Genomic DNA, 19665 nt, shown 5'->3' with positions numbered 1-19665 from the left:
CGGTCTCTCGTTTATCAGTATTGGTCAGATTTTAGTCAGTGCCAGGCCGGCCCAGGTGGCCAGCAGGCCGCCGAATACGCTCACTGCGCAGTAGCCCATGGCAACCAGTCCCTGGCCGCTTTCGAGCAAGCGCACGGTGTCCAGCGAAAATGAGGAAAAGGTGGTCAGGCCGCCCACGAACCCCACCATCAGTCCCGAACGGATTTCGACCGGAATGTCCGGGCGAATCATGAACAGGCCGTACAGGTAGCCGATGATCAGGCAGCCGACGATATTGACGGCCAGCGTACCGGTATAGAACAGGCGTGGCCAGTTCGCATTGATGTAGGTGGCGGTAAACAGCCGCAGCAAGGTGCCGACCACCCCACCGAGGGAGACCGCGATGATGGTCGGGATCACTCGGTTCTCCGCCGTCGGGGGCTGTTGTCGTCCAGGCTGGACAGATGTTTGAGCTTCTCGCCGATCTTCAATTCCAGGCCGCGAGGCACGGGTCGGTAGTAGTGGCGCGGGCTCAGTTGTTCGGGGAAATAGTCTTCGCCGGCCGCGTAGGCGTCGGGCTCGTCGTGGGCGTAGCGGTACTCGTCGCCATAGCCCAACTGCTTCATCAGCTTGGTCGGAGCGTTGCGCAGGTGCAGCGGCACTTCCAGGGAACCGTGCTCGGCGGCTTCGCGCATGGCCGCCTTGAAGCCCATGTACACAGCATTGCTCTTGGGCGCGCACGCCAGGTAGACGATCGCCTGGGCCACGGCCAACTCGCCTTCCGGACTGCCCAGGCGCTCCTGCACGTCCCACGCCGACAGGCACAGGGGCAACGCGCGCGGATCGGCATTGCCGATGTCCTCGCTGGCCATACGCACCACACGGCGCGCCAGATACAGCGGATCGCACCCACCGTCGAGCATGCGCGCGAACCAGTACAGCGACGCATCCGGATTGGAACCGCGCACTGACTTGTGCAGGGCCGAAATCTGGTCGTAGAACGCCTCGCCGCCCTTGTCGAAACGGCGACGGGTGTCGCCCAGCAGGCTCTGCAACAGGTCGGTGCCGATTTCCTCGCCGTCTTCGGCAAGGTCCGACGCATTCTCCAACAGGTTGAGCACGCGGCGCCCATCGCCGTCGGCGGCCGCCATGAGCATGGCGAAGGCTTCGTCACCCAAGCGCAGTCGACGCTTGCCCAAACCCCGCTCCTCATTCAGCGCGCGATCGACCAGACGCCGCAGGGCCGCCTCGTCCAGGCTCTTGAGCACGTAGACACGAGCCCGCGAGAGCAAGGCGTTATTGAGCTCGAAGGAAGGGTTCTCGGTGGTGGCACCGATGAAGATCAGCGTGCCGTCTTCCACATAGGGCAAAAAGGCATCCTGCTGGGACTTGTTGAAGCGATGCACTTCGTCGACGAACAGAATCGTGCGACGGCCGTACTGGCCGGCCTGCTGCTTGGCCAACTCGACCGCCTGACGAATCTCCTTGACCCCGGCGAGCACCGCCGAGACGGTTTCGAAGTGCGCGTCCGAGACTTTCGCCAGGAGCCGCGCCAGGGTGGTCTTGCCCACGCCCGGCGGCCCCCAGAAGATCATCGAGTGCAGGGCGCCCTGCTCCAACGCTTCGCGCAACGGCTTGCCACGGGCGAGCAAATGCTCCTGGCCGACATATTCGTCCAGGTTGCTTGCGCGCAGGCGGGCAGCCAGCGGCTGGGCGATGGGATCGCTGCGAAACAGGTCCATGGGCTGGCAATCGACCTCGAATTATTCCTGGATCACGTCCGCCCCTTTGGGGATGTCGAACTTGAACTTGCTGGCAGCGATCGGCTCGTTGGCCTTGACGTTCATGAACAGGATATTGGTGCGTTGGCCAACGCTGTCGATCAGCTGCATGTCGTTGATCATGCCCTTGCGGAACGACAGACGCAGCGAGTCGAACAAGGTGTCACGCGTCTTGGGCTTGAGCACGAAATCGATCACGTCACCGGCTTCCTTCGCGCTGATGTCGAAGCTCTGGCTGATCTTGGACACGTCACCAGACAACAGCAGTGCCGGGGTCTGGGTCAGGCGCTGGTCGAGATTCTTGATGGTGACCTGCTCCAGGTCCGGGTCCCACAGCGAGACTTTCTTGCCGTCGGAAACCATCAACTGTTCCTGGGGCGCATCGGTGTGCCAGTTGAACAGGCCAGGGCGCTGCAGGGCCATCTCACCAGCGGTTTCCTGCAATTGGGTACCGCTGCCATCCAGGGTCAGCTGGGAAAAGCGGGCGGTCAACGTCTGGGACTTTTCCAGCAGTTGCGTCAAGCGCGCGACGTCCTTCTGGTCGGCATGCACCGACAGGCTGGACAGAGCCAAAGCAGAAACCAACAGCATGCGAATCAGGCGCATGGGAATCCTCGTTCTAGGGTAAGGCGCGAGCGTTGCATCAGTCGCGCATCGGGCCCGGCGCGATCACTTCGCGCGAGCCATTGGTATTCATCGGCGTAACCACACCGGCCATTTCCATGGACTCGATCATCCGCGCCGCGCGGTTGTAGCCGATCTTGAGCTTGCGCTGCACCGCCGAAATGGACGCGCGACGGCTCTCGAGGACGAAGTTCACCGCTTCGTCATAGAGCGCATCGCTCTCGCTGTCGTCACCGTCACCGCCGCCGCTGTTTTCGAAGCCACTGCCGGCCTCCTCGACGCCAGCCAGGATGTCTTCGTTGTAATCCGGCACGCCACGCTGCTTCCAGGCTTCGACCACGCGGTGCACTTCTTCGTCGGAAACGAAGGCGCCGTGGACGCGAATCGGCAGACTGGTGCCTGGCGGCATGTAGAGCATGTCACCGTGACCCAGCAGTTGTTCGGCGCCCCCCTGGTCGATGATGGTCCGCGAGTCGATCTTGCTCGACACCTGGAACGCCATACGGGTCGGAATGTTGGCCTTGATCAGGCCGGTGATGACATCCACCGACGGTCGCTGGGTGGCCAGGATCAGGTGGATACCGGCAGCACGGGCCTTCTGGGCGATACGGGCGATCAACTCTTCGACCTTCTTGCCGACGATCATCATCATGTCGGCGAATTCGTCCACCACCACCACGATGGTCGGCAGGGTCTTGAGCAGCGGCGCCTCGTCGTGAATGCTTTCACGCTTGTACAACGGGTCACTCAGCGGTTCGCCAGCCTCTTCGGCATCCTTGATCTTGCGGTTGAAGCCCGCCAGGTTGCGCACGCCCATGGCGGCCATGAGCTTGTAGCGCCGCTCCATCTCGGCCACGCTCCAGCGCAGCGCGTTGGCCGCGTCCTTCATGTCGGTGACCACCGGGCACAGCAAATGCGGAATGCCTTCGTAGATCGACAGCTCGAGCATCTTGGGGTCGATCATGATCAGCTTGGCGTCTTCAGGACCCGACTTGAACAGAATCGACAGGATCATCGCGTTCACGCCCACCGACTTACCGGAACCGGTGGTACCGGCCACCAGCAGGTGCGGCATCTTCGCCAGGTCGGTGATGACCGGCTTGCCGCCGATGTCGTGACCCAGCGCCATGGTGACGGGCGATGTGGCCTGATCGTACTGGGGCGAGGACAGCACTTCGGAGAAGCGCACGATCTGCCGGTCTTCATTGGGGATTTCGATACCCACGGTGGTCTTGCCGGGAATGACTTCGACCACCCGCACGCTCAACACGGCCAGCGATCGCGCCAGGTCCTTGGCCAGATTGGAAATCCGGCTGACCTTGACGCCGGCCGCAGGCTGAATCTCGTAGCGGGTGATGACTGGGCCGGGGTGGATGGAATCGACGGTCACTTCCACGCCGAATTCCTTGAGCTTGACCTCCAGCAACTGCCCGACGGCCGCCAGCGACTCAGGGGAGTAGTTGACCTTCTTCTGTTCGGCCGGGTCGAGGATGGAAATCGGCGGCAGCGTACCCTGCACGGCGCTGTCGACGAACAACGACGCCTGTTTCTCCTTCTGCACCCGCGCGCTCTGCTCGGCAGGCTTGGCACTGGATGCGCCGAGGCTGCTTTCTTCGCTCAACGGCTTGATCGGCACCGCAGCTCGCGCAGGCTGGCTCGGCGCGATCTGAGCCGGTGCAGGATTGGTTGCGACCGAGGCGGCCGGCATGATCGGCGCCACGGGGCGAGGCGGCGGACTCGGTTGGCTCGACAGCGTCGGTTCCACCGGCAAAGGCCGAGCGGGCTTGGGCTTGGCCAGATCCCGCGGTTCACTCATCCGCGGCGCAACGTAGGCTGGCTCGTCCACTTCGCGCAGCTGGGCCACCAGCTGCTTGCGTTCGGCGCGCGCCGCCCACCAGCGGGTGACGGAGCCCTGCATGAGTTCGAGCAGATCGAGGGTGATCTTGCCGGTCATGTCCATGACCTTGAACCAGGACAGGTCGGTGAACACCGTCAGACCGAACAGGAACAACGCGATGAACAGCAAGGTACTGCCCTGGATGTTCAGGGCATTGAGCGCCAGGTTGCCCAGGCTTTCGCCCAGCGCACCCCCAGCTGACGCCGGCAGGCTGCCGGCGGAATGGAAATGAATATGCGCCAGCGCCGCGCCGGAAAGAATCAGGAACACCAGGCCGATCAGGCGCCACGAGAACAGCCAGCCGCTCCACTGCCAGGGCTCATGGCGCTGACGGAAGATCTGCCAGGTCTTCACCGCCAGCAACAGCGGGAAGATGTAGGCGAAATAGCCCAGCACCATGAACAGGATATCGGCGGCGAACGCACCGGCGCGGCCTGCAGCGTTCTGCACCTGGTCCATGTTGCTGCTGGTATGGCTCCAGCCCGGATCGGTCTGGTCGTAGGTCAACAATGCCATCCACAGATACAGGCACAGCGCGCCCATGGCGATCAGGGCGCCTTCCTTGAGGCGGTAGTGCATCTGCTGACGCCAGACAGGCACCGATGCGGGAGCGGATGAGGCAGTGGATTTCTTCAAAACGCTTGATTTCCTGCGCCTGTTGGAGCGCGCAACTGATGAATGACTAAAAACACAGCAAATGGCCAGTATCGGTTGGGAACGGGCCCTGCAAAGATCGCATTGTACGGGTTTGTCGGCAATTCGCGCATCCGCAATATGAGCATCTGCCGCGGTGCGCTCTCATACACCGCCATTGCGCCGAATCACAGATGGATTCAACGACACATTACCTTTACCGACAAGACCTTACGCGCGGATCTTGAAGAACAGTCACGTGGGACTGCAAAAGCACAGAAAAGTTACATGAAAGCTGCCACCCCAATCGTGCCCGGTACCGTGCAGGCAGACCACGCTGCATCGGCGGTGCACGTTGGCGGACCAGCCGGATCATGGCAGGATGAACCCATCGCCCACCCGTACCACCCTCCCCTGCCGTAGCGAACAACCATGCTGACTTGGCTCAAACGAAACGAATTGGTCTTTCCACCCCTGAGCAAAGCCATGCGCGAGCCCAACGGCCTGCTCGCCGCTGGCGGCGACCTCAGTCCCGAGCGCCTGATCCAGGCCTACCGACACGGCTGCTTCCCCTGGTTCGAGGAAGGCCAACCGATTCTGTGGTGGTCACCCGATCCGCGCACCGTGCTGCTGCCCGCCGAAGTGCACGTTTCCCGCAGCCTGCGCAAAGTCCTGCGCCAAGGCCGTTTCAGGGTCACGTTCGACCGTGACTTCGCAGCAGTGATTGCCGAGTGCGCCGGGCCACGGAACTACACGGACGGGACCTGGATCACCGACGACATGCAACGTGCCTACCTTGCCCTGCACGAGCAGGGTCACGCCCACTCGGTCGAAGTGTGGGACGACGATGCGCTGGTGGGCGGACTCTACGGCCTGGCCATGGGCCGGCTGTTCTTCGGCGAGTCGATGTTCAGCCGTGCCGACAATGCCTCGAAGGTTGGTTTCGTGACCCTGATCGAACACCTGCAGCAAGCCGGGTTCGTGCTGATCGATTGCCAGATGCCGACCGACCATCTGCACAGCCTGGGTGCGCGAAGCATTCCCCGCGACGTATTTGCCGGCTACCTGAGCCAATACCTGGACCAGCCCAACAGCGCGACGTGGCGGCGCTAGGCGAGTTATCCAGCACTGGCATACACTGAACGTACTGGTTTCATTCCGAGGGTTCATCATGACTGAGTTGGCGCGTTTGAAGTTCTATGCCACTCAACCCCATTCGTGCAGCTACCTGCCCGACGAGCAAGCCACGACCTTGTTTCTCGATCCGAGCCAGCCGATGGACGTCAATGTCTATGCCGACCTCTCGGAAATGGGTTTCCGCCGCAGCGGCGACCATCTCTACCGGCCGCACTGCCAGCGCTGCAGCGCCTGCGTGCCGGCGCGCATCCCGACAGCGGGTTTCACCCCTTCACGCCAGCAGAAACGCATCCTCAAGCGCAACCCCGACGTGCAGGTGACCTGCGCCACCCCGCGCTTCACCGAAGAGTACTTCGATCTGTACCAGCGTTACATCGAGCAGCGTCACGCCGATGGCGACATGTTTCCGCCCAGCCGGGATCAATTCTCGACCTTCCTGGTGCGCGACCTGCCCTTTTCCCGCTTTTACGAATTTCGCCTGCAGGGGAAGCTGGTGGCAGTCGCTGTGACCGACGTACTGCCCAACGGCCTGTCCGCCGTGTACACCTTCTACGAACCGACCGAGGAACGCCGTAGCCTGGGCCGCCTGGCGATTCTCTGGCAGATCGAGGAAGCCCGTCGCTTGAATCTGGATGCGGTCTATCTGGGGTACTGGATCAAGAACTGTCAGAAGATGAATTACAAGACCCAATATCGCCCGATCGAGCTGCTTATCAACCAGAGATGGGTGACTCTTAACTGAACCCCTTGGCTTGAGCCCCCTTTTTCGGGCACAATGCACGCCGCTTTTGCCTGGCGCAGTTGCACCGGGCCATCAACTGGATACCGAGGGTTTTACTGCATGTCGAAAGAAGACAGCTTCGAAATGGAAGGCACTGTCGTCGACACCCTGCCCAACACCATGTTTCGCGTGGAGTTGGAAAACGGGCACGTCGTAACCGCGCATATCTCCGGCAAGATGCGCAAGAACTACATTCGTATTCTGACCGGTGACAAGGTGCGTGTTGAACTGACGCCCTATGATTTGAGCAAAGGGCGCATCACCTACCGCGCTCGCTGAACCGAGACACATGAAAACGCCCGGCATTGCCGGGCGTTTTTGTGTGCGCAGGGTTTGGACATTGAAAGCTAAGCGGCTTGCGCCGCTGCTACAGGGATTGCACACACCCCTGTAGCAGCGGCGCGAGCCGCGTCAGGCCGTCATGCCATCTCCGCCGTGGTCTCGAAATCAAAGGTCAGCTCGCCGTCCTTGATGTCGATGTGCACCACGCCGCCATGCTCGGCCAACTCGCCGAATAGGATTTCTTCCGCCAACGGCCGCTTGATCTTGTCCTGGATCAAGCGCGCCATCGGCCGCGCACCCATCTGCACGTCGTAGCCACCGGCCGCCAACCACCCGCGAGCGGCGTCGGTGACCTCCAGTTGCACACGCTTGTCTTCCAGCTGCGCCTGAAGCTCGGTGAGGAACTTGTCGACCACGCTCTTGATGACTTCGTGGCTCAGGCGACCGAACTGGATGATGGTGTCCAGACGGTTGCGGAACTCGGGCGTGAAGCTCTTCTTGATCACTTCCATGGCGTCCGAAGAATGGTCCTGATGGGTAAACCCGATCGAGGCACGTGCAGCGGTTTCGGCACCGGCGTTGGTGGTCATGATGAGAATCACGTTACGGAAGTCCGCCTTGCGACCGTTGTTGTCGGTCAGGGTCCCGTGGTCCATCACCTGCAGCAGCAAGTTGAAGACTTCAGGGTGAGCCTTCTCGATTTCATCGAGCAACAGCACGCAATGCGGCTGCTTGGTGATGGCCTCGGTCAGCAACCCGCCCTGGTCGAAACCAACGTAGCCGGGCGGCGCACCGATCAGACGCGAAACGGTATGACGCTCCATGTACTCGGACATGTCGAAGCGCACCAACTCCACGCCCAGCGCCTTGGCCAACTGCCGCGCAGCCTCGGTCTTGCCCACACCGGTGGGACCTGCGAACAGGAACGAGCCGACCGGCTTGTCCGGCGCCTTGAGGCCCGCACGCGAAAGCTTGATGGCGGTGGCCAGCGAATCGATGGCAGCGTCCTGGCCGAATACGGTGAGCTTGAGGTCACGCTCCAGATTACGCAGCAGTTCCTTGTCGGAGCTGGTCACGTGCTTTGGCGGAATCCGCGCGATCTTGGCCACGATGTCCTCGACCTGAGGCACTTCGATGCGCTTGACCCGATTGGCCTCTGGTTGCAGACGCTGATAGGCACCGGCTTCGTCGATGACGTCGATGGCCTTGTCGGGCATGTGCCGGTCATTGATGTAGCGCGAGGCCAACTCCGCGGCGGCACGCAGTGCTTCGTCACTGTACTCGATGTTGTGGTGCTGCTCGAAACGCCCCTTGAGGCCGCGCAGGATACCGATGGTGTCTTCCACCGACGGCTCGGACACATCGACTTTCTGGAAGCGTCGTGCCAGGGCACGGTCCTTCTCGAAGATGCCGCGGAATTCCTGGAACGTGGTCGAACCGATGCAACGGATATCCCCGGAGGACAGCAGTGGCTTAAGCAGGTTGGAGGCGTCCATCACCCCGCCCGACGCCGCGCCCGCACCGATGATGGTGTGGATCTCGTCGATGAACAGGATGGCTTGCGGACGCTTCTTCAGCTCACCGAGCAACGCCTTGAAGCGCTTCTCGAAATCACCGCGGTACTTGGTGCCGGCCAGCAGCGCACCCAGGTCGAGGGAATACACGACGCTGTTGGCGAGCAGGTCGGGCACCTGACTGTCGACGATGCGCTTGGCCAGGCCCTCGGCGATGGCCGTCTTGCCCACGCCTGCCTCGCCCACCAGCAACGGGTTGTTCTTGCGGCGACGGGCGAGGATCTGCGCAACGCGCTCGACTTCGCTCTCGCGCCCCACCAGCGGATCGATGCGACCCTGGCGCGCCAGCTCGTTGAGGTTGCTGGCATAGGCGTCCAGCGGGTTGCTCGACGTGGAGGTGTCGCCACCTTCCTCGTCCTGCATCTCCTGCTCGCCTTCGGAGCTGTCGCCGTGGCCGGGGACCTTGGAAATGCCGTGGGCGATGTAGTTGACCACATCGATCCGCGCCACACTCTGCTGCTTGAGCAGGAACACGGCCTGGCTTTCCTGTTCGCTGAAGATCGCCACCAGCACGTTGGCGCCGGTGACTTCTCGCTTGCCCGAACTTTGTACGTGGAACACGGCACGCTGCAGCACACGCTGGAAGCCCAGGGTCGGCTGGGTCTCGCGATCCTCGTCATGCACAGGGATCAACGGCGTGGTGGAGTCGATGAACTCCTGCAGGTCGTGTTTGAGTTTGTCGAGATTGGCGCCGCACGCCCGCAAAACGGTGGCGGCTGCCTCGTTGTCCAATAGCGCCAGCAGAAGGTGTTCCACGGTCATGAATTCATGACGCTTGGAGCGCGCTTCCTTGAAGGCAAGATTGAGCGTGACTTCGAGCTCGCGGTTTAACATAGCTTCACCTCATACCCAAGTGGTCGGCGTTAACCGTCCTTCTCGATTTCACAGAGTAGCGGATGCTGGCTTTCCCTGGCGTACTGGTTGACCTGCATGGCCTTTGTTTCGGCGATGTCTCGGGTAAACAATCCGCATACTGCCCGTCCTTCGGTATGGACGGCCAGCATGACCTTGGTCGCCAGCTCACGATTCAGATTGAAAAAAACCTCGAGGATTTCGACGACGAAATCCATCGGGGTGTAGTCGTCGTTGAATAGAACCACCTTGTACATCGGTGGGGCCTGTAATGCCGGCTTGGATTCCTGAACGGCAATGCCTGCCGAATCGTCCTCGTGCGACTGCGGGCGGTCTTGATTGAAGGTTAGTCGAATCTGACTGAATGCATGCATGGAAAGAAGATTCATCGTTGAGCGAATAGAAGTAGTGGGTTGGACCTTGTGACCGAATTTTGACTCGGCCGCCGCATGACCTTGACTATCGGCAAAACGGTGTTACAAACAGTAGAACCCACATTGGGGAAGAAAGGTCCGCGCAGTCAACCAAATTTTTTCAATCGATTGGTTGCGCATGAAGTGGATGATACTCCAGAGCTGGAGTCCTTTGCAGAGGGATATGGGTATGCACAGTGGTAAAGTCAAGTGGTTCAACAATGCCAAGGGCTACGGCTTCATCATCGAGGACGGCAAGGACGAGGATCTTTTCGCTCATTTCTCCGCCATCGGTATGGAAGGCTACAAGACGCTGAAGGCAGGTCAGGCCGTGGTCTTCGACATTATCCAGGGCCCCAAGGGTCTGCACGCGGTGAAAATCCAGGCGGCGCAGACAGCGACGTCCGAAGCCGCCACTGTCACGTCCGACAACCAGACCAAGGAGTCCGCGGACGCGTGATGCTCAAGCTGGCACAGTGATCGCGAGCAAGCGTTCCGTGGGCCCATGCCCTGCAACCGGAGCGTTTACTCGCCGTCATTGCACCACCTTCTGGTTCGATGCACACACGGACAGGCCATCCAGACGGATGGCCTGTCTCGTTTCAGGCGCATGCGTTTCCAGTGAACCCGGCGCCGCAGCTTTGTGCCCCTACACAGTATTCATCGCCACGACCAGTGGTATACTGCCGCAGTGACCACAGGGTCACCCTGGTCGGACCGGTCCGCTCGTGCGAGTTGTCTTGGGGCCATTCTTGGGGCCGTTTGTTGCCGGTCGACCGCTTGACGCTCTACTGATGCATCCCACATCACCGCGACGAATGCTCGACTTTTCGCCTCATTGATGACAACGAGCGAAAGCGCCTATCCTGCGCATCTCGAGATTCTGTGCACGCTCAGCAAAGAAGAGAGTTAATTCGATTATGCCCACCCGCTCAAAGATCATCTACACCTTCACCGACGAAGCGCCAGCCTTGGCCACCTATTCGCTGCTGCCGATCATCGAAGCCTTCACCGCTTCCTCGGACATCGCCGTCGAGACGCGCGACATCTCCCTGGCAGCGCGCATCCTTTCAAGCTTCCCCGAGCGTCTGCAGGCCGGCAAACCCGTCCCGGACGATCTCGCCGAGCTGGGCACCCTGGCCACCACGCCTGAAGCGAACATCATCAAGCTGCCGAACATTAGCGCTTCGGTACCGCAGCTCAAGGCCGCCATCAAGGAGCTGCAGGATCAGGGCTTCGACCTGCCCGACTACCCGGACAGCGCCGAATCCGAGGCCGACAAGGACACCCGCGCCCGCTACGACAAGGTCAAGGGCAGCGCCGTGAACCCGGTCCTGCGCGAAGGCAACTCCGACCGCCGCGCCCCGCTGTCGGTCAAGAACTACGCACGCAAGCACCCACACAAGATGGGTGCCTGGGCGGCCGACTCCAAGTCCCATGTGGCCCACATGAGCAGCGGCGACTTCTACGGCAGCGAAAAAAGCGCCCTGATCGAAGCCGACGGCAGCGTCAAGATCGAGCTGGTCGGCAATGACGGCAGCACCACCGTACTGAAAGAAAAGACCAAGGTCCTGGCCGGCGAGATCATCGACTGCGCCGCACTGAGCAAGAAGGCCCTGCGCGCCTTCGTCGCCGCCGAGATCGAAGACGCCAAGAAGCAAGGCGTGTTGTTCTCCGTGCACCTCAAGGCCACCATGATGAAGGTCTCCGACCCGATCATGTTCGGCCAGATCGTCGCCGAGTTCTACCAGCAGGCGCTGGACAAGCACGCCGACGCGCTGGAGCAGGTCGGTTTCAACCTGAACAACGGCATTGGCGATCTGTACGCACGCATCAAATCGCTGCCGGCGGAACAGCAGGCGCAGATCGAAGCCGACGTCCAGGCCGTCTATGCCACCCGTCCCGCCCTGGCCATGGTCAACTCCGACAAAGGCATTACCAACCTGCACGTACCCAGCGACGTGATCGTCGACGCCTCGATGCCGGCCATGATCCGTGACTCGGGCAAGATGTGGAACGCCGAAGGCGTGCTGCAGGACACCAAGGCCGTGATCCCGGATCGCTGCTACGCCAGCATCTACCAGGCCGCCATCGAAGACTGCAAGAAGCACGGCGCCTTCGATCCGACCACCATGGGCAGCGTGCCCAACGTTGGCCTGATGGCGCAGAAAGCCGAAGAGTACGGCTCCCACGACAAGACCTTCCAGATCGCCGCCGATGGCGTGGTTCGCGTCAGCGACAGCAATGGCCGCGTGCTCATGGAGCAGAAGGTCGAGGCTGGTGACGTGTTCCGCATGTGCCAGACCAAGGACGCGCCGATCCAGGACTGGGTCAAGCTTGCCGTCAACCGTGCCCGCGCCAGCAGCACCCCCGCCGTGTTCTGGCTCGACCCGGCGCGCGCCCACGACGCCGTGATGATCGAAAAGGTGCAGAAGTACCTCAAGGACCACGACACCAATGGCCTGGACATCCAGATCATGTCGCCGGTCGATGCCATGGCGTTCTCGCTCAAGCGCATTCGCGCAGGGCAGGACACCATCTCCGTCACCGGCAACGTGCTGCGCGACTACCTGACCGACCTGTTCCCGATCATGGAACTGGGCACCAGCGCCAAGATGCTGTCGATCGTGCCGCTGATGAACGGCGGTGGCCTGTTCGAAACCGGCGCTGGCGGCTCGGCCCCCAAGCATGTCCAGCAGTTGGTGGAAGAAAACTTCCTGCGCTGGGATTCGCTGGGTGAGTTCCTGGCCCTGGCCGCTTCGCTGGAGCACCTGGGCAGCACCTACGACAACCCCAAGGCGCTGGTACTGGCCGCAACGCTGGACAAGGCCACCGGCCAGTTCCTCGACAACAACAAGTCGCCATCGCGCAAGGTCGGCAACATCGACAACCGCGGCAGCCACTTCTACCTGGCGCTGTACTGGGCCCAGGCCCTGGCCGAGCAGAACGACGACGCTGCCCTCAAGGCGCAGTTCGCCCCGCTGGCCAAGACCCTGGCCGAGAACGAGGCGAAGATCGTCGCCGAGCTCAACGCCGTTCAGGGCAAGCCAGTGGACATCGGTGGCTACTACTACGCCGATGCCGAGCTGACCCGCAAGGCCATGCGCCCGAGTGAAACCCTGAACGCCGCGATCGCTTCGCTGGTGTAAGGTTTGCCTCGGTAACACCCTCAGCCCCGGCCTTGTGCCGGGGCTGACTTTTTCTGGCTCCCGCGACCCTCGTGGGGAGCGGCTGCGTCACAGGGAGATATCACCATGACCTGGCAACCCCACATCACCGTCGCCACCATCATCGAGGACGACGGGCGTTTTCTGTTCGTCGAGGAAATGAAAGGCGGACGCCTGGTGCTCAACCAGCCTGCCGGCCATCTGGAACCCAACGAAAATCTGCTGCAGGCAGCGCTGCGCGAGACGCTGGAAGAAACCGCCTGGGACGTCGAACTGACCGGTGTGGTAGGCGTGTACCTGTACACCGCGCCCAGCAACGGCGTGACCTACCAGCGCATCTGCTTCAGTGCACGCCCCTTGCACCTGAACCCCGAGCTCGAACTGGATCCGGACATCAGCGGCACCACCTGGCTGACCCGCGACGAGCTGGCCGCACAGGGCCATCGACTGCGCAGCGAGCTGGTCATGCAATGCCTGGACGACTACCTGAACGGACCGCTGCACAGCCTGGAGCTGATTCGCACCTGAGCGTTTTGCAGCTTACCCTGTTAGAATCGCGTCCTTTTCAGAGACCCCATCGAATCCCTATGCGTGAGCCAGCTCCCCGCCACTGTGCAAAGCAGCGCGTCATCGTCGGCATGTCCGGCGGCGTCGACTCGTCCGTGTCCGCCCTTCTGCTGATGGAGCAGGGCTACCACGTGGAAGGCCTGTTCATGAAGAACTGGGAAGAAGACGACGGAACCGAATACTGTACGGCGCGCGAGGACCTGGCGGACGCCCAGGCCGTCTGCGACAAGCTGGGCATCAAGCTGCACACGGCCAACTTCGCCGCCGAATACTGGGACAACGTCTTCGAGCATTTCCTGGAAGAATACAAGGCCGGCCGCACGCCGAACCCGGACATCCTGTGCAACCGCGAGATCAAGTTCAAGGCGTTCCTGGACTACGCACTGATGCTGGGTGCCGACCTGATCGCCACTGGTCACTACGTGCGTCGCCGCGACATCGACGGGCAGACCCAACTGCTCAAAGGCCTGGATCCGAACAAGGACCAGAGCTATTTCCTGCATGCCGTGGGTGGCGAGCAGATCGCCCGTACGCTGTTCCCCGTGGGCGAGCTGGAAAAGCCGGAAGTGCGCGCGATTGCCGAGATGCACGGCCTGGCGACCGCCAAGAAAAAGGATTCCACCGGCATCTGCTTCATCGGCGAACGACGCTTCAGCGATTTCCTCAAGCAGTACCTGCCAGCCCAGCCAGGCGAGATCAAGACCACCGACGGCGACGTCATCGGCCGCCACCATGGCTTGATGTACCACACCATCGGCCAGCGCCAGGGCCTGGGCATCGGCGGTCTGAAGGACGCTGGCGACGATCCCTGGTATGTGCTGATCAAGGACCTGGCCAACAACGAACTGATCGTCGGCCAGGGCAACGAACACCCGCTGCTGTTCTCCCGCGCCCTGCTCGCCTCGGAAATCTATTGGGTGAACCCGGTGGACCTGACCGAGCCGCGGCGCCTGACCGCCAAGGTCCGCTACCGGCAGAGCGACCAGACCTGCACCCTGGAACAGACCGCCGAAGGCTATCGCGCCGTGTTCGACGAGCCGCAACGGGCGGTCACTCCGGGTCAGTCGGTGGTGTTCTACGACGGCGAAATCTGCCTGGGCGGCGGCGTCATCGAAGTCGCCGAGCCCTGGAGCCAGTCATGAACAATCTGCAGGAACAACTGGTAGCGCTGGGTGCGGTGTTCCAGGCGGCCGTACTGGTCGACCGGATCGCCAAGACCGGTTCCGCCGCCGAGGCCGAGGTTGCCTGTCTGCTGGGCAGCCTGCTGGTGGTCGATCCGCAGAATACGCTGCAGGTCTACGGTGGTGACGACAGCCACCTGCGCGAAGGCTACGGCGCGCTGTCCAGTGCACTGGAGCGTGACCCTGGCAGCCTGCAGCGCGAGCCGCTGCGCTATGCCCTGTCGATGCTGGGTCTGGAGCGGCAGCTGGCCAAACGCGGCGAGATGCTGGACATCATCGGCAAGCGCATCCCGCAGATCCAGAATCAGGTGGAGCATTTCGGCCAGGGCCATGAGAACGTCATCGCGGCCACCGGTGCGCTCTACCAGGACACCCTGAGCACACTGCGCCAACGCATTCAGGTGCATGGCGATACGCGCCACCTGCAGCAACCCAACAACGCCTCGAAGATTCGCGCGCTGCTGCTGGCCGGCATTCGCTCGGCGCGGCTGTGGCGGCAACTGGGCGGACATCGCTGGCAGCTGGTGATCAGCCGCCGCAAACTGCTGCGAGAGCTGTACCCCCTGATGCGCGGATGAACGGCCGAACGGTCGGCCCGCGCCGCCCAACCGGCTTTTTTCATGTATAATTCGCGCCCTTTTCAAAGCCCGACTGTCCGAGAATACCCATGCAGCTTTCTTCGCTCACTGCGGTTTCCCCTGTAGACGGCCGCTACGCCGGCAAAACCCAGGCCCTTCGTACCATCTTCAGCGAGTACGGCCTGATTCGCTTCCGCGCCCTGGTCGAGGTGCGCTGGTTGCAGCGCCTCGCCGCGCATCCGCAAATCGCCGAAGTACCGGCTTTCTCGGCAGAGGCCAACGCCGTGCTGGACGTGCTGGCCAGTGATTTCGCCCTGGAGCACGCCGAGCGCGTCAAGGAAATCGAGCGCACCACCAACCACGACGTCAAAGCCATCGAGTACCTGCTCAAGGAGCAGGCCGCCAAGCTGCCGGAGCTGGCCAAGGTCAGCGAGTTCATCCACTTCGCCTGCACCAGCGAGGACATCAACAACCTGTCCCACGCCCTGATGCTGCGCGAAGGCCGCGACGACGTCATGCTGCCGCTGATGCGCCAGATCGCCGAGTCGATCCGGGAACTGGCCCACCGCTTCGCCGATGTGCCGATGCTGTCGCGCACCCACGGCCAGCCCGCTTCGCCAACGACCCTGGGCAAGGAGCTGGCGAACGTGGTGTACCGCCTCGAGCGCCAGATCGCCCAGGTGGCAGCGGTGCCGCTGCTGGGCAAGATCAACGGTGCGGTAGGCAACTACAACGCACACCTTTCGGCCTACCCACAGATCGATTGGGAAGCCAACGCCCGCGCCTTCATCGAAGACGAGCTGGGCCTGGGCTTCAACCCCTACACCACGCAGATCGAGCCGCACGACTACATCGCCGAGCTGTTCGATGCGATCGCCCGTTTCAACACCATCCTCATCGACTTCGATCGGGACATCTGGGGCTACATCTCCCTGGGCTATTTCAAGCAGCGCACCATCGCTGGCGAAATCGGTTCCTCGACCATGCCGCACAAGGTCAACCCGATCGACTTCGAGAACTCGGAAGGCAACCTGGGCATCGCCAACGCGTTGTTCCAGCACCTGGCGAGCAAGCTGCCGATCTCGCGCTGGCAGCGCGACCTGACTGACTCCACCGTACTGCGCAACCTGGGTGTAGGCTTCGCCCACAGCGTCATCGCGTACGAGGCAAGTCTCAAGGGAATCAGCAAGTTGGAGATCAATACTCAACGCATTGCTGAAGATCTGGACGCGTGCTGGGAAGTGTTGGCCGAGCCGATTCAGACGGTCATGCGCCGCTACGACATCGAGAACCCCTACGAGAAGCTCAAGGAGCTGACTCGCGGCAAGGGCATCAGCCCTGAAGCCCTGCAGACCTTCATCGACGGCTTGGACATGCCCGACCAGGCCAAGGCCGAGCTCAAGCAGTTGACGCCAGCCAATTACATCGGCAATGCGGCCGCTCAGGCCAAACGCGTCTGACACTCGCCACCGACGCTTCGACGCCCGGCTTCGCCGGGCGTTTTTATTCCGGCTATAAAAGCAATATTATTCAGCAGGTTACACATGAAATCTAACACTCCACTTCAAATACTGGGCGGTCTGACTGCCGCTGAATTCCTCCGCGACTACTGGCAGAAAAAACCCCTGCTGGTGCGCCAGGCCTTCACCGATTTCGAAAACCCGTTGAGCGCCGACGAACTGGCCGGCCTCGCGCTGGAAGAAGAAGTCGAGTCGCGGATCGTCATCGAGCACGGCGCCCAGCCATGGGAAATGCGTCGTGGTCCCTTCGCCGAAGACGAGTTCAGCAAGCTGCCGGAAACCGAATGGACCCTGCTCGTTCAGGCCGTCGACCAGTTCGTGCCGGAAGTGGCCGAACTGCTCGAGCACTTCCGCTTTCTGCCGAGCTGGCGCATCGACGATGTAATGATTAGCTTCGCAGCGCCTGGCGGTGGTGTAGGCCCGCACTTCGACAACTACGACGTGTTCTTGCTGCAAGGCCTGGGCAAGCGCAACTGGAAAGTCGGGCAGATGTGCGACTCCCAGAGCCCGCTGCTCGATCATCCGGATCTGCGCATCCTGGCTGACTTCCAGCAGAGCGAAGAGTGGACCCTGGAGCCGGGCGACATGCTGTACCTGCCGCCGCGCCTGGCCCACTGCGGTGTGGCCGTGGACGACTGCATGACTTATTCGGTAGGTTTCCGCGCCCCGAGCGCAGCCGAAGTGCTGACCCACTTTACCGACTTCCTCAGCCAGTTCCTGCCGGACGAAGAACGCTACAGCGACGCCGATGCCGTGCCTGCGGTCGACCCACACCAGATTCAGCACGACGCGCTGGACCGCCTCAAGCGCCTGCTGGCCGAGCACATGAGCGACGAGCGCCTGCTGCTGACCTGGTTCGGCCAGTTCATGACCGAACCGCGCTACCCGGAACTGGTGGCAGGTGAAGAAGTGGCCGAAGCCGATCTGCTGGCGGAGCTGGAACAGGGCGCCTTGCTGGTGCGCAACCCGAGCGCGCGCCTGGCCTGGTCGGAAGTCGACGAGGACCTGCTGTTGTTCGCCAGCGGCCAGAGCCGTCTGTTGCCAGGTGAACTGCGCGATCTGTTGAAATTGATCTGCGCGGCCGATGCCTTGCATATCGACAACCTGGGGCCCTGGATGAATGACGAGCAGGGTCGCGCGTTGCTGTGTGAACTGGTGAAGCAAGGGAGCCTGGGGTTCGCCATCGATGAATAGCGTCGAAGTACGCGTGGCCGACTGGCACAAGGACAACCGAGACATCCGGCGCATTCGCGAGGCGGTGTTCATCGCCGAGCAGTCGATTCCGGCCGAACTCGAGTGGGATGAAGACGATCTGAGCGCGGTGCATTTCCTGGCCGTCGAAGGCGACTACGCGGTAGGTACCGCCCGCTTGCTCGCCGACGGTGAAATCGGCCGAGTCTCGGTGCTCAAGGATTGGCGTGGGCTTCGGGTGGGCGACAAACTGCTGCAAGCGGTCATCGCCCATGCCAATACGCTGGGTCTGCACGAACAGAAACTCAGCGCTCAGGTGCACGCCACGGCGTTCTACGAACACCATGGCTTCCGCGTCGTCAGCGGCGAGTTCCTCGAAGCCGGCCTGCCCCATGTGGACATGGTCCGCACGCCGGATTGATCGCGCTGGGGTCTGCTCGACAGACCCCAGAGCACGGTTCGCGGCCACGGACCGCTCCTACAAGCAAGAATGCGTGGGACTTGTAGGAGCGGTCATTGGCCGCGAACCTACGCTGCGGGCTGTCTGATGCACCACGACCGGCCGCTCCAGCATGCCATACTGGTCCGCACACTCAATGCGGAGATCATGGACATGCCGCTGCACCTTCTGTTCGCCAGCCTGCTGTTGTGCCTCGCCACCGGGGCCAATGCCGCCACACAGGTCATGCCCCTCCACTATCGCACCAGTGCCGACATCCTCCCCATTGCCCAACAGCTGGTGGGACGTGACGGCACCGTCGCGGCCTATGGCAACCAGTTGGTGGTCAACGCCGAGCCAGACAAGCTGGACGAACTTACCGCTCTGCTCGAACAGCTGGACAAGCCGGCGCGAAGGCTGCTGATCAGCGTCGACACCAGCGACAGCAATACTGCCAACCAGCGCGGCTATCGGGTCAACGGCGGCGGCACCACGCGCATCATCCAGTACGGCACCGACAACCGCAGCGGTGGCGTGCAGCAGGTACAGGCCAGCGAAGGCAGCCCCGCCCTGATCCAGATCGGCCAAAGCGTCCCGCTCACCACAGCCGGCACCGACGCCTATGGTCGCCTGCAAGCGCAGACCGAATACCGCGAGGTGACTCAAGGCTTCTACGTCACGGCCAGCCTGACCGGCGATGTAGTGCATCTCAACATCGCTACAAACAACGACCGCATGAGCCAGGAACGGGCCGACGTGGTCAACGTGCAAAGCACTCAATCCACTCTCAGCGGTCGGCTCGGCGAATGGATCACCGTGGCTGGGATGAACGAACATTCGAGCATCAATCAGCAAGGCATCGCCCGCCAGTACAGCACTCAAGGCCGAAACGACACCACCGTGCGCGTGAAAGTCGACGCGCTGGATTGAGCCGATGGCCCGCCGCCTGCTCCAAAGACATGCGGACGACCAAGGCCCCGAAAACTGACCGCCCAGTCGCTGAATCGAAAGAAATGTAGTGCTTTGTATTTTTCACTACAAAACGTTTGACGTGCAGAAAATCCGTGGG

Annotated in this window: 19 protein-coding genes; 13 read left to right on the top strand and 6 right to left on the bottom strand. The window is 61.9% G+C overall.

Annotation, left to right across the window (positions count from 1 at the left end):
* Positions 1–24 precede the first annotated feature (24 nt).
* The 4 genes from crcB to BLV18_RS09040 are packed head-to-tail and all read right to left on the bottom strand — an operon-like array spanning position 25 to position 4917.
* Entirely contained in the window at positions 25–399 is a 375-nt protein-coding gene (gene crcB / locus BLV18_RS09055; protein WP_049860110.1) for a fluoride efflux transporter CrcB, read from the bottom strand.
* A complete protein-coding gene (locus BLV18_RS09050) occupies positions 396–1721 on the bottom strand; it encodes a replication-associated recombination protein A (protein WP_090357873.1) in 1326 nt (441 codons plus the stop codon). Before BLV18_RS09050 ends, crcB begins: the two co-directional genes overlap by 4 nt.
* Before the next feature lie 21 nt (positions 1722–1742).
* Positions 1743–2366, bottom strand: coding sequence for an outer membrane lipoprotein periplasmic chaperone LolA (gene lolA / locus BLV18_RS09045; RefSeq protein WP_049860108.1), 624 nt, complete (start codon positions 2364–2366; stop codon positions 1743–1745).
* 37 nt (positions 2367–2403) lie between these two features.
* Positions 2404–4917 (bottom strand): DNA translocase FtsK, encoded by a 2514-nt coding sequence (locus BLV18_RS09040; RefSeq protein ID WP_090357871.1) that lies wholly within the window; start codon positions 4915–4917, stop codon positions 2404–2406.
* A gap of 42 nt (positions 4918–4959) precedes the next feature.
* Here BLV18_RS09040 and BLV18_RS22435 point away from each other — a divergent pair, with 42 nt between their 5' ends.
* The 4 genes from BLV18_RS22435 to infA all read left to right on the top strand — a co-directional run bounded on the left by BLV18_RS22435 (position 4960) and on the right by infA (position 7111).
* Positions 4960–5337, top strand: a complete 378-nt coding sequence (locus tag BLV18_RS22435; RefSeq protein ID WP_208598850.1) for a hypothetical protein — start codon at positions 4960–4962, stop codon at positions 5335–5337.
* A gap of 9 nt (positions 5338–5346) precedes the next feature.
* Positions 5347–6027, top strand: a complete 681-nt coding sequence (aat, locus tag BLV18_RS09035) for a leucyl/phenylalanyl-tRNA--protein transferase (RefSeq protein WP_090357868.1) — start codon at positions 5347–5349, stop codon at positions 6025–6027.
* 58 nt (positions 6028–6085) lie between these two features.
* Positions 6086–6793 (top strand): arginyltransferase, encoded by a 708-nt coding sequence (locus BLV18_RS09030; protein WP_090357865.1) that lies wholly within the window; start codon positions 6086–6088, stop codon positions 6791–6793.
* A 99-nt stretch (positions 6794–6892) separates the two neighbouring features.
* Complete coding sequence (gene infA, locus BLV18_RS09025; protein ID WP_002553999.1) at positions 6893–7111, top strand: translation initiation factor IF-1; 219 nt, start codon at positions 6893–6895, stop codon at positions 7109–7111.
* A gap of 140 nt (positions 7112–7251) precedes the next feature.
* Here infA and clpA read toward each other — a convergent pair whose 3' ends face one another.
* Both clpA and clpS read right to left on the bottom strand, forming a co-directional pair.
* Entirely contained in the window at positions 7252–9522 is a 2271-nt protein-coding gene (clpA, locus tag BLV18_RS09020; protein WP_090357862.1) for an ATP-dependent Clp protease ATP-binding subunit ClpA, read from the bottom strand.
* Between the two features lie 29 nt (positions 9523–9551).
* Positions 9552–9914 (bottom strand): ATP-dependent Clp protease adapter ClpS, encoded by a 363-nt coding sequence (gene clpS, locus BLV18_RS09015; protein WP_043190060.1) that lies wholly within the window; start codon positions 9912–9914, stop codon positions 9552–9554.
* A gap of 229 nt (positions 9915–10143) precedes the next feature.
* On the opposite strand from clpS, the gene cspD reads away from it, so the two are divergent.
* The 9 genes from cspD to BLV18_RS08970 all read left to right on the top strand — a co-directional run bounded on the left by cspD (position 10144) and on the right by BLV18_RS08970 (position 19526).
* Complete coding sequence (gene cspD, locus BLV18_RS22590; RefSeq protein WP_090357860.1) at positions 10144–10413, top strand: cold shock domain-containing protein CspD; 270 nt, start codon at positions 10144–10146, stop codon at positions 10411–10413.
* 460 nt (positions 10414–10873) lie between these two features.
* Entirely contained in the window at positions 10874–13102 is a 2229-nt protein-coding gene (locus BLV18_RS09005; protein WP_090357858.1) for an NADP-dependent isocitrate dehydrogenase, read from the top strand.
* 105 nt (positions 13103–13207) lie between these two features.
* The gene (locus tag BLV18_RS09000) at positions 13208–13648 is read left to right on the top strand and encodes an NUDIX hydrolase (RefSeq protein ID WP_090357856.1); all 441 of its coding nucleotides are present in this window, start codon (positions 13208–13210) and stop codon (positions 13646–13648) included.
* Between the two features lie 59 nt (positions 13649–13707).
* Positions 13708–14829, top strand: a complete 1122-nt coding sequence (mnmA, locus tag BLV18_RS08995) for a tRNA 2-thiouridine(34) synthase MnmA (protein ID WP_090357854.1) — start codon at positions 13708–13710, stop codon at positions 14827–14829.
* Positions 14826–15446: a high frequency lysogenization protein HflD gene (gene hflD / locus BLV18_RS08990; RefSeq protein WP_056842492.1), complete on the top strand. Its 621-nt coding sequence runs from the start codon at positions 14826–14828 to the stop codon at positions 15444–15446. The genes mnmA and hflD overlap by 4 nt, the downstream gene beginning before the upstream one ends.
* An 89-nt stretch (positions 15447–15535) precedes the next feature.
* On the top strand, positions 15536–16906 hold the full coding sequence (purB, locus tag BLV18_RS08985; protein WP_043190076.1) for an adenylosuccinate lyase: 1371 nt from the start codon (positions 15536–15538) through the stop codon (positions 16904–16906).
* Positions 16907–16990: 84 nt separating this feature from the next.
* On the top strand, positions 16991–18160 hold the full coding sequence (locus BLV18_RS08980) for a ribosomal protein uL16 3-hydroxylase (protein ID WP_049860098.1): 1170 nt from the start codon (positions 16991–16993) through the stop codon (positions 18158–18160).
* Positions 18153–18578 carry a GNAT family N-acetyltransferase gene (locus BLV18_RS08975; protein ID WP_090357852.1) on the top strand — a complete coding sequence of 142 codons (426 nt, stop codon included), beginning with the start codon at positions 18153–18155 and terminating at the stop codon, positions 18576–18578. Before BLV18_RS08980 ends, BLV18_RS08975 begins: the two co-directional genes overlap by 8 nt.
* Before the next feature lie 192 nt (positions 18579–18770).
* Positions 18771–19526, top strand: coding sequence for a secretin N-terminal domain-containing protein (locus BLV18_RS08970; RefSeq protein ID WP_090362150.1), 756 nt, complete (start codon positions 18771–18773; stop codon positions 19524–19526).
* The last annotated feature ends 139 nt before the right edge of the window (positions 19527–19665 follow it).

The organism is Pseudomonas coleopterorum (assembly GCF_900105555.1).
Classification (GTDB): domain Bacteria; phylum Pseudomonadota; class Gammaproteobacteria; order Pseudomonadales; family Pseudomonadaceae; genus Aquipseudomonas; species Aquipseudomonas coleopterorum.
Note: the sequence above shows the minus strand (reverse complement) of the source record. Positions and strands in the feature narration are given on the sequence as shown.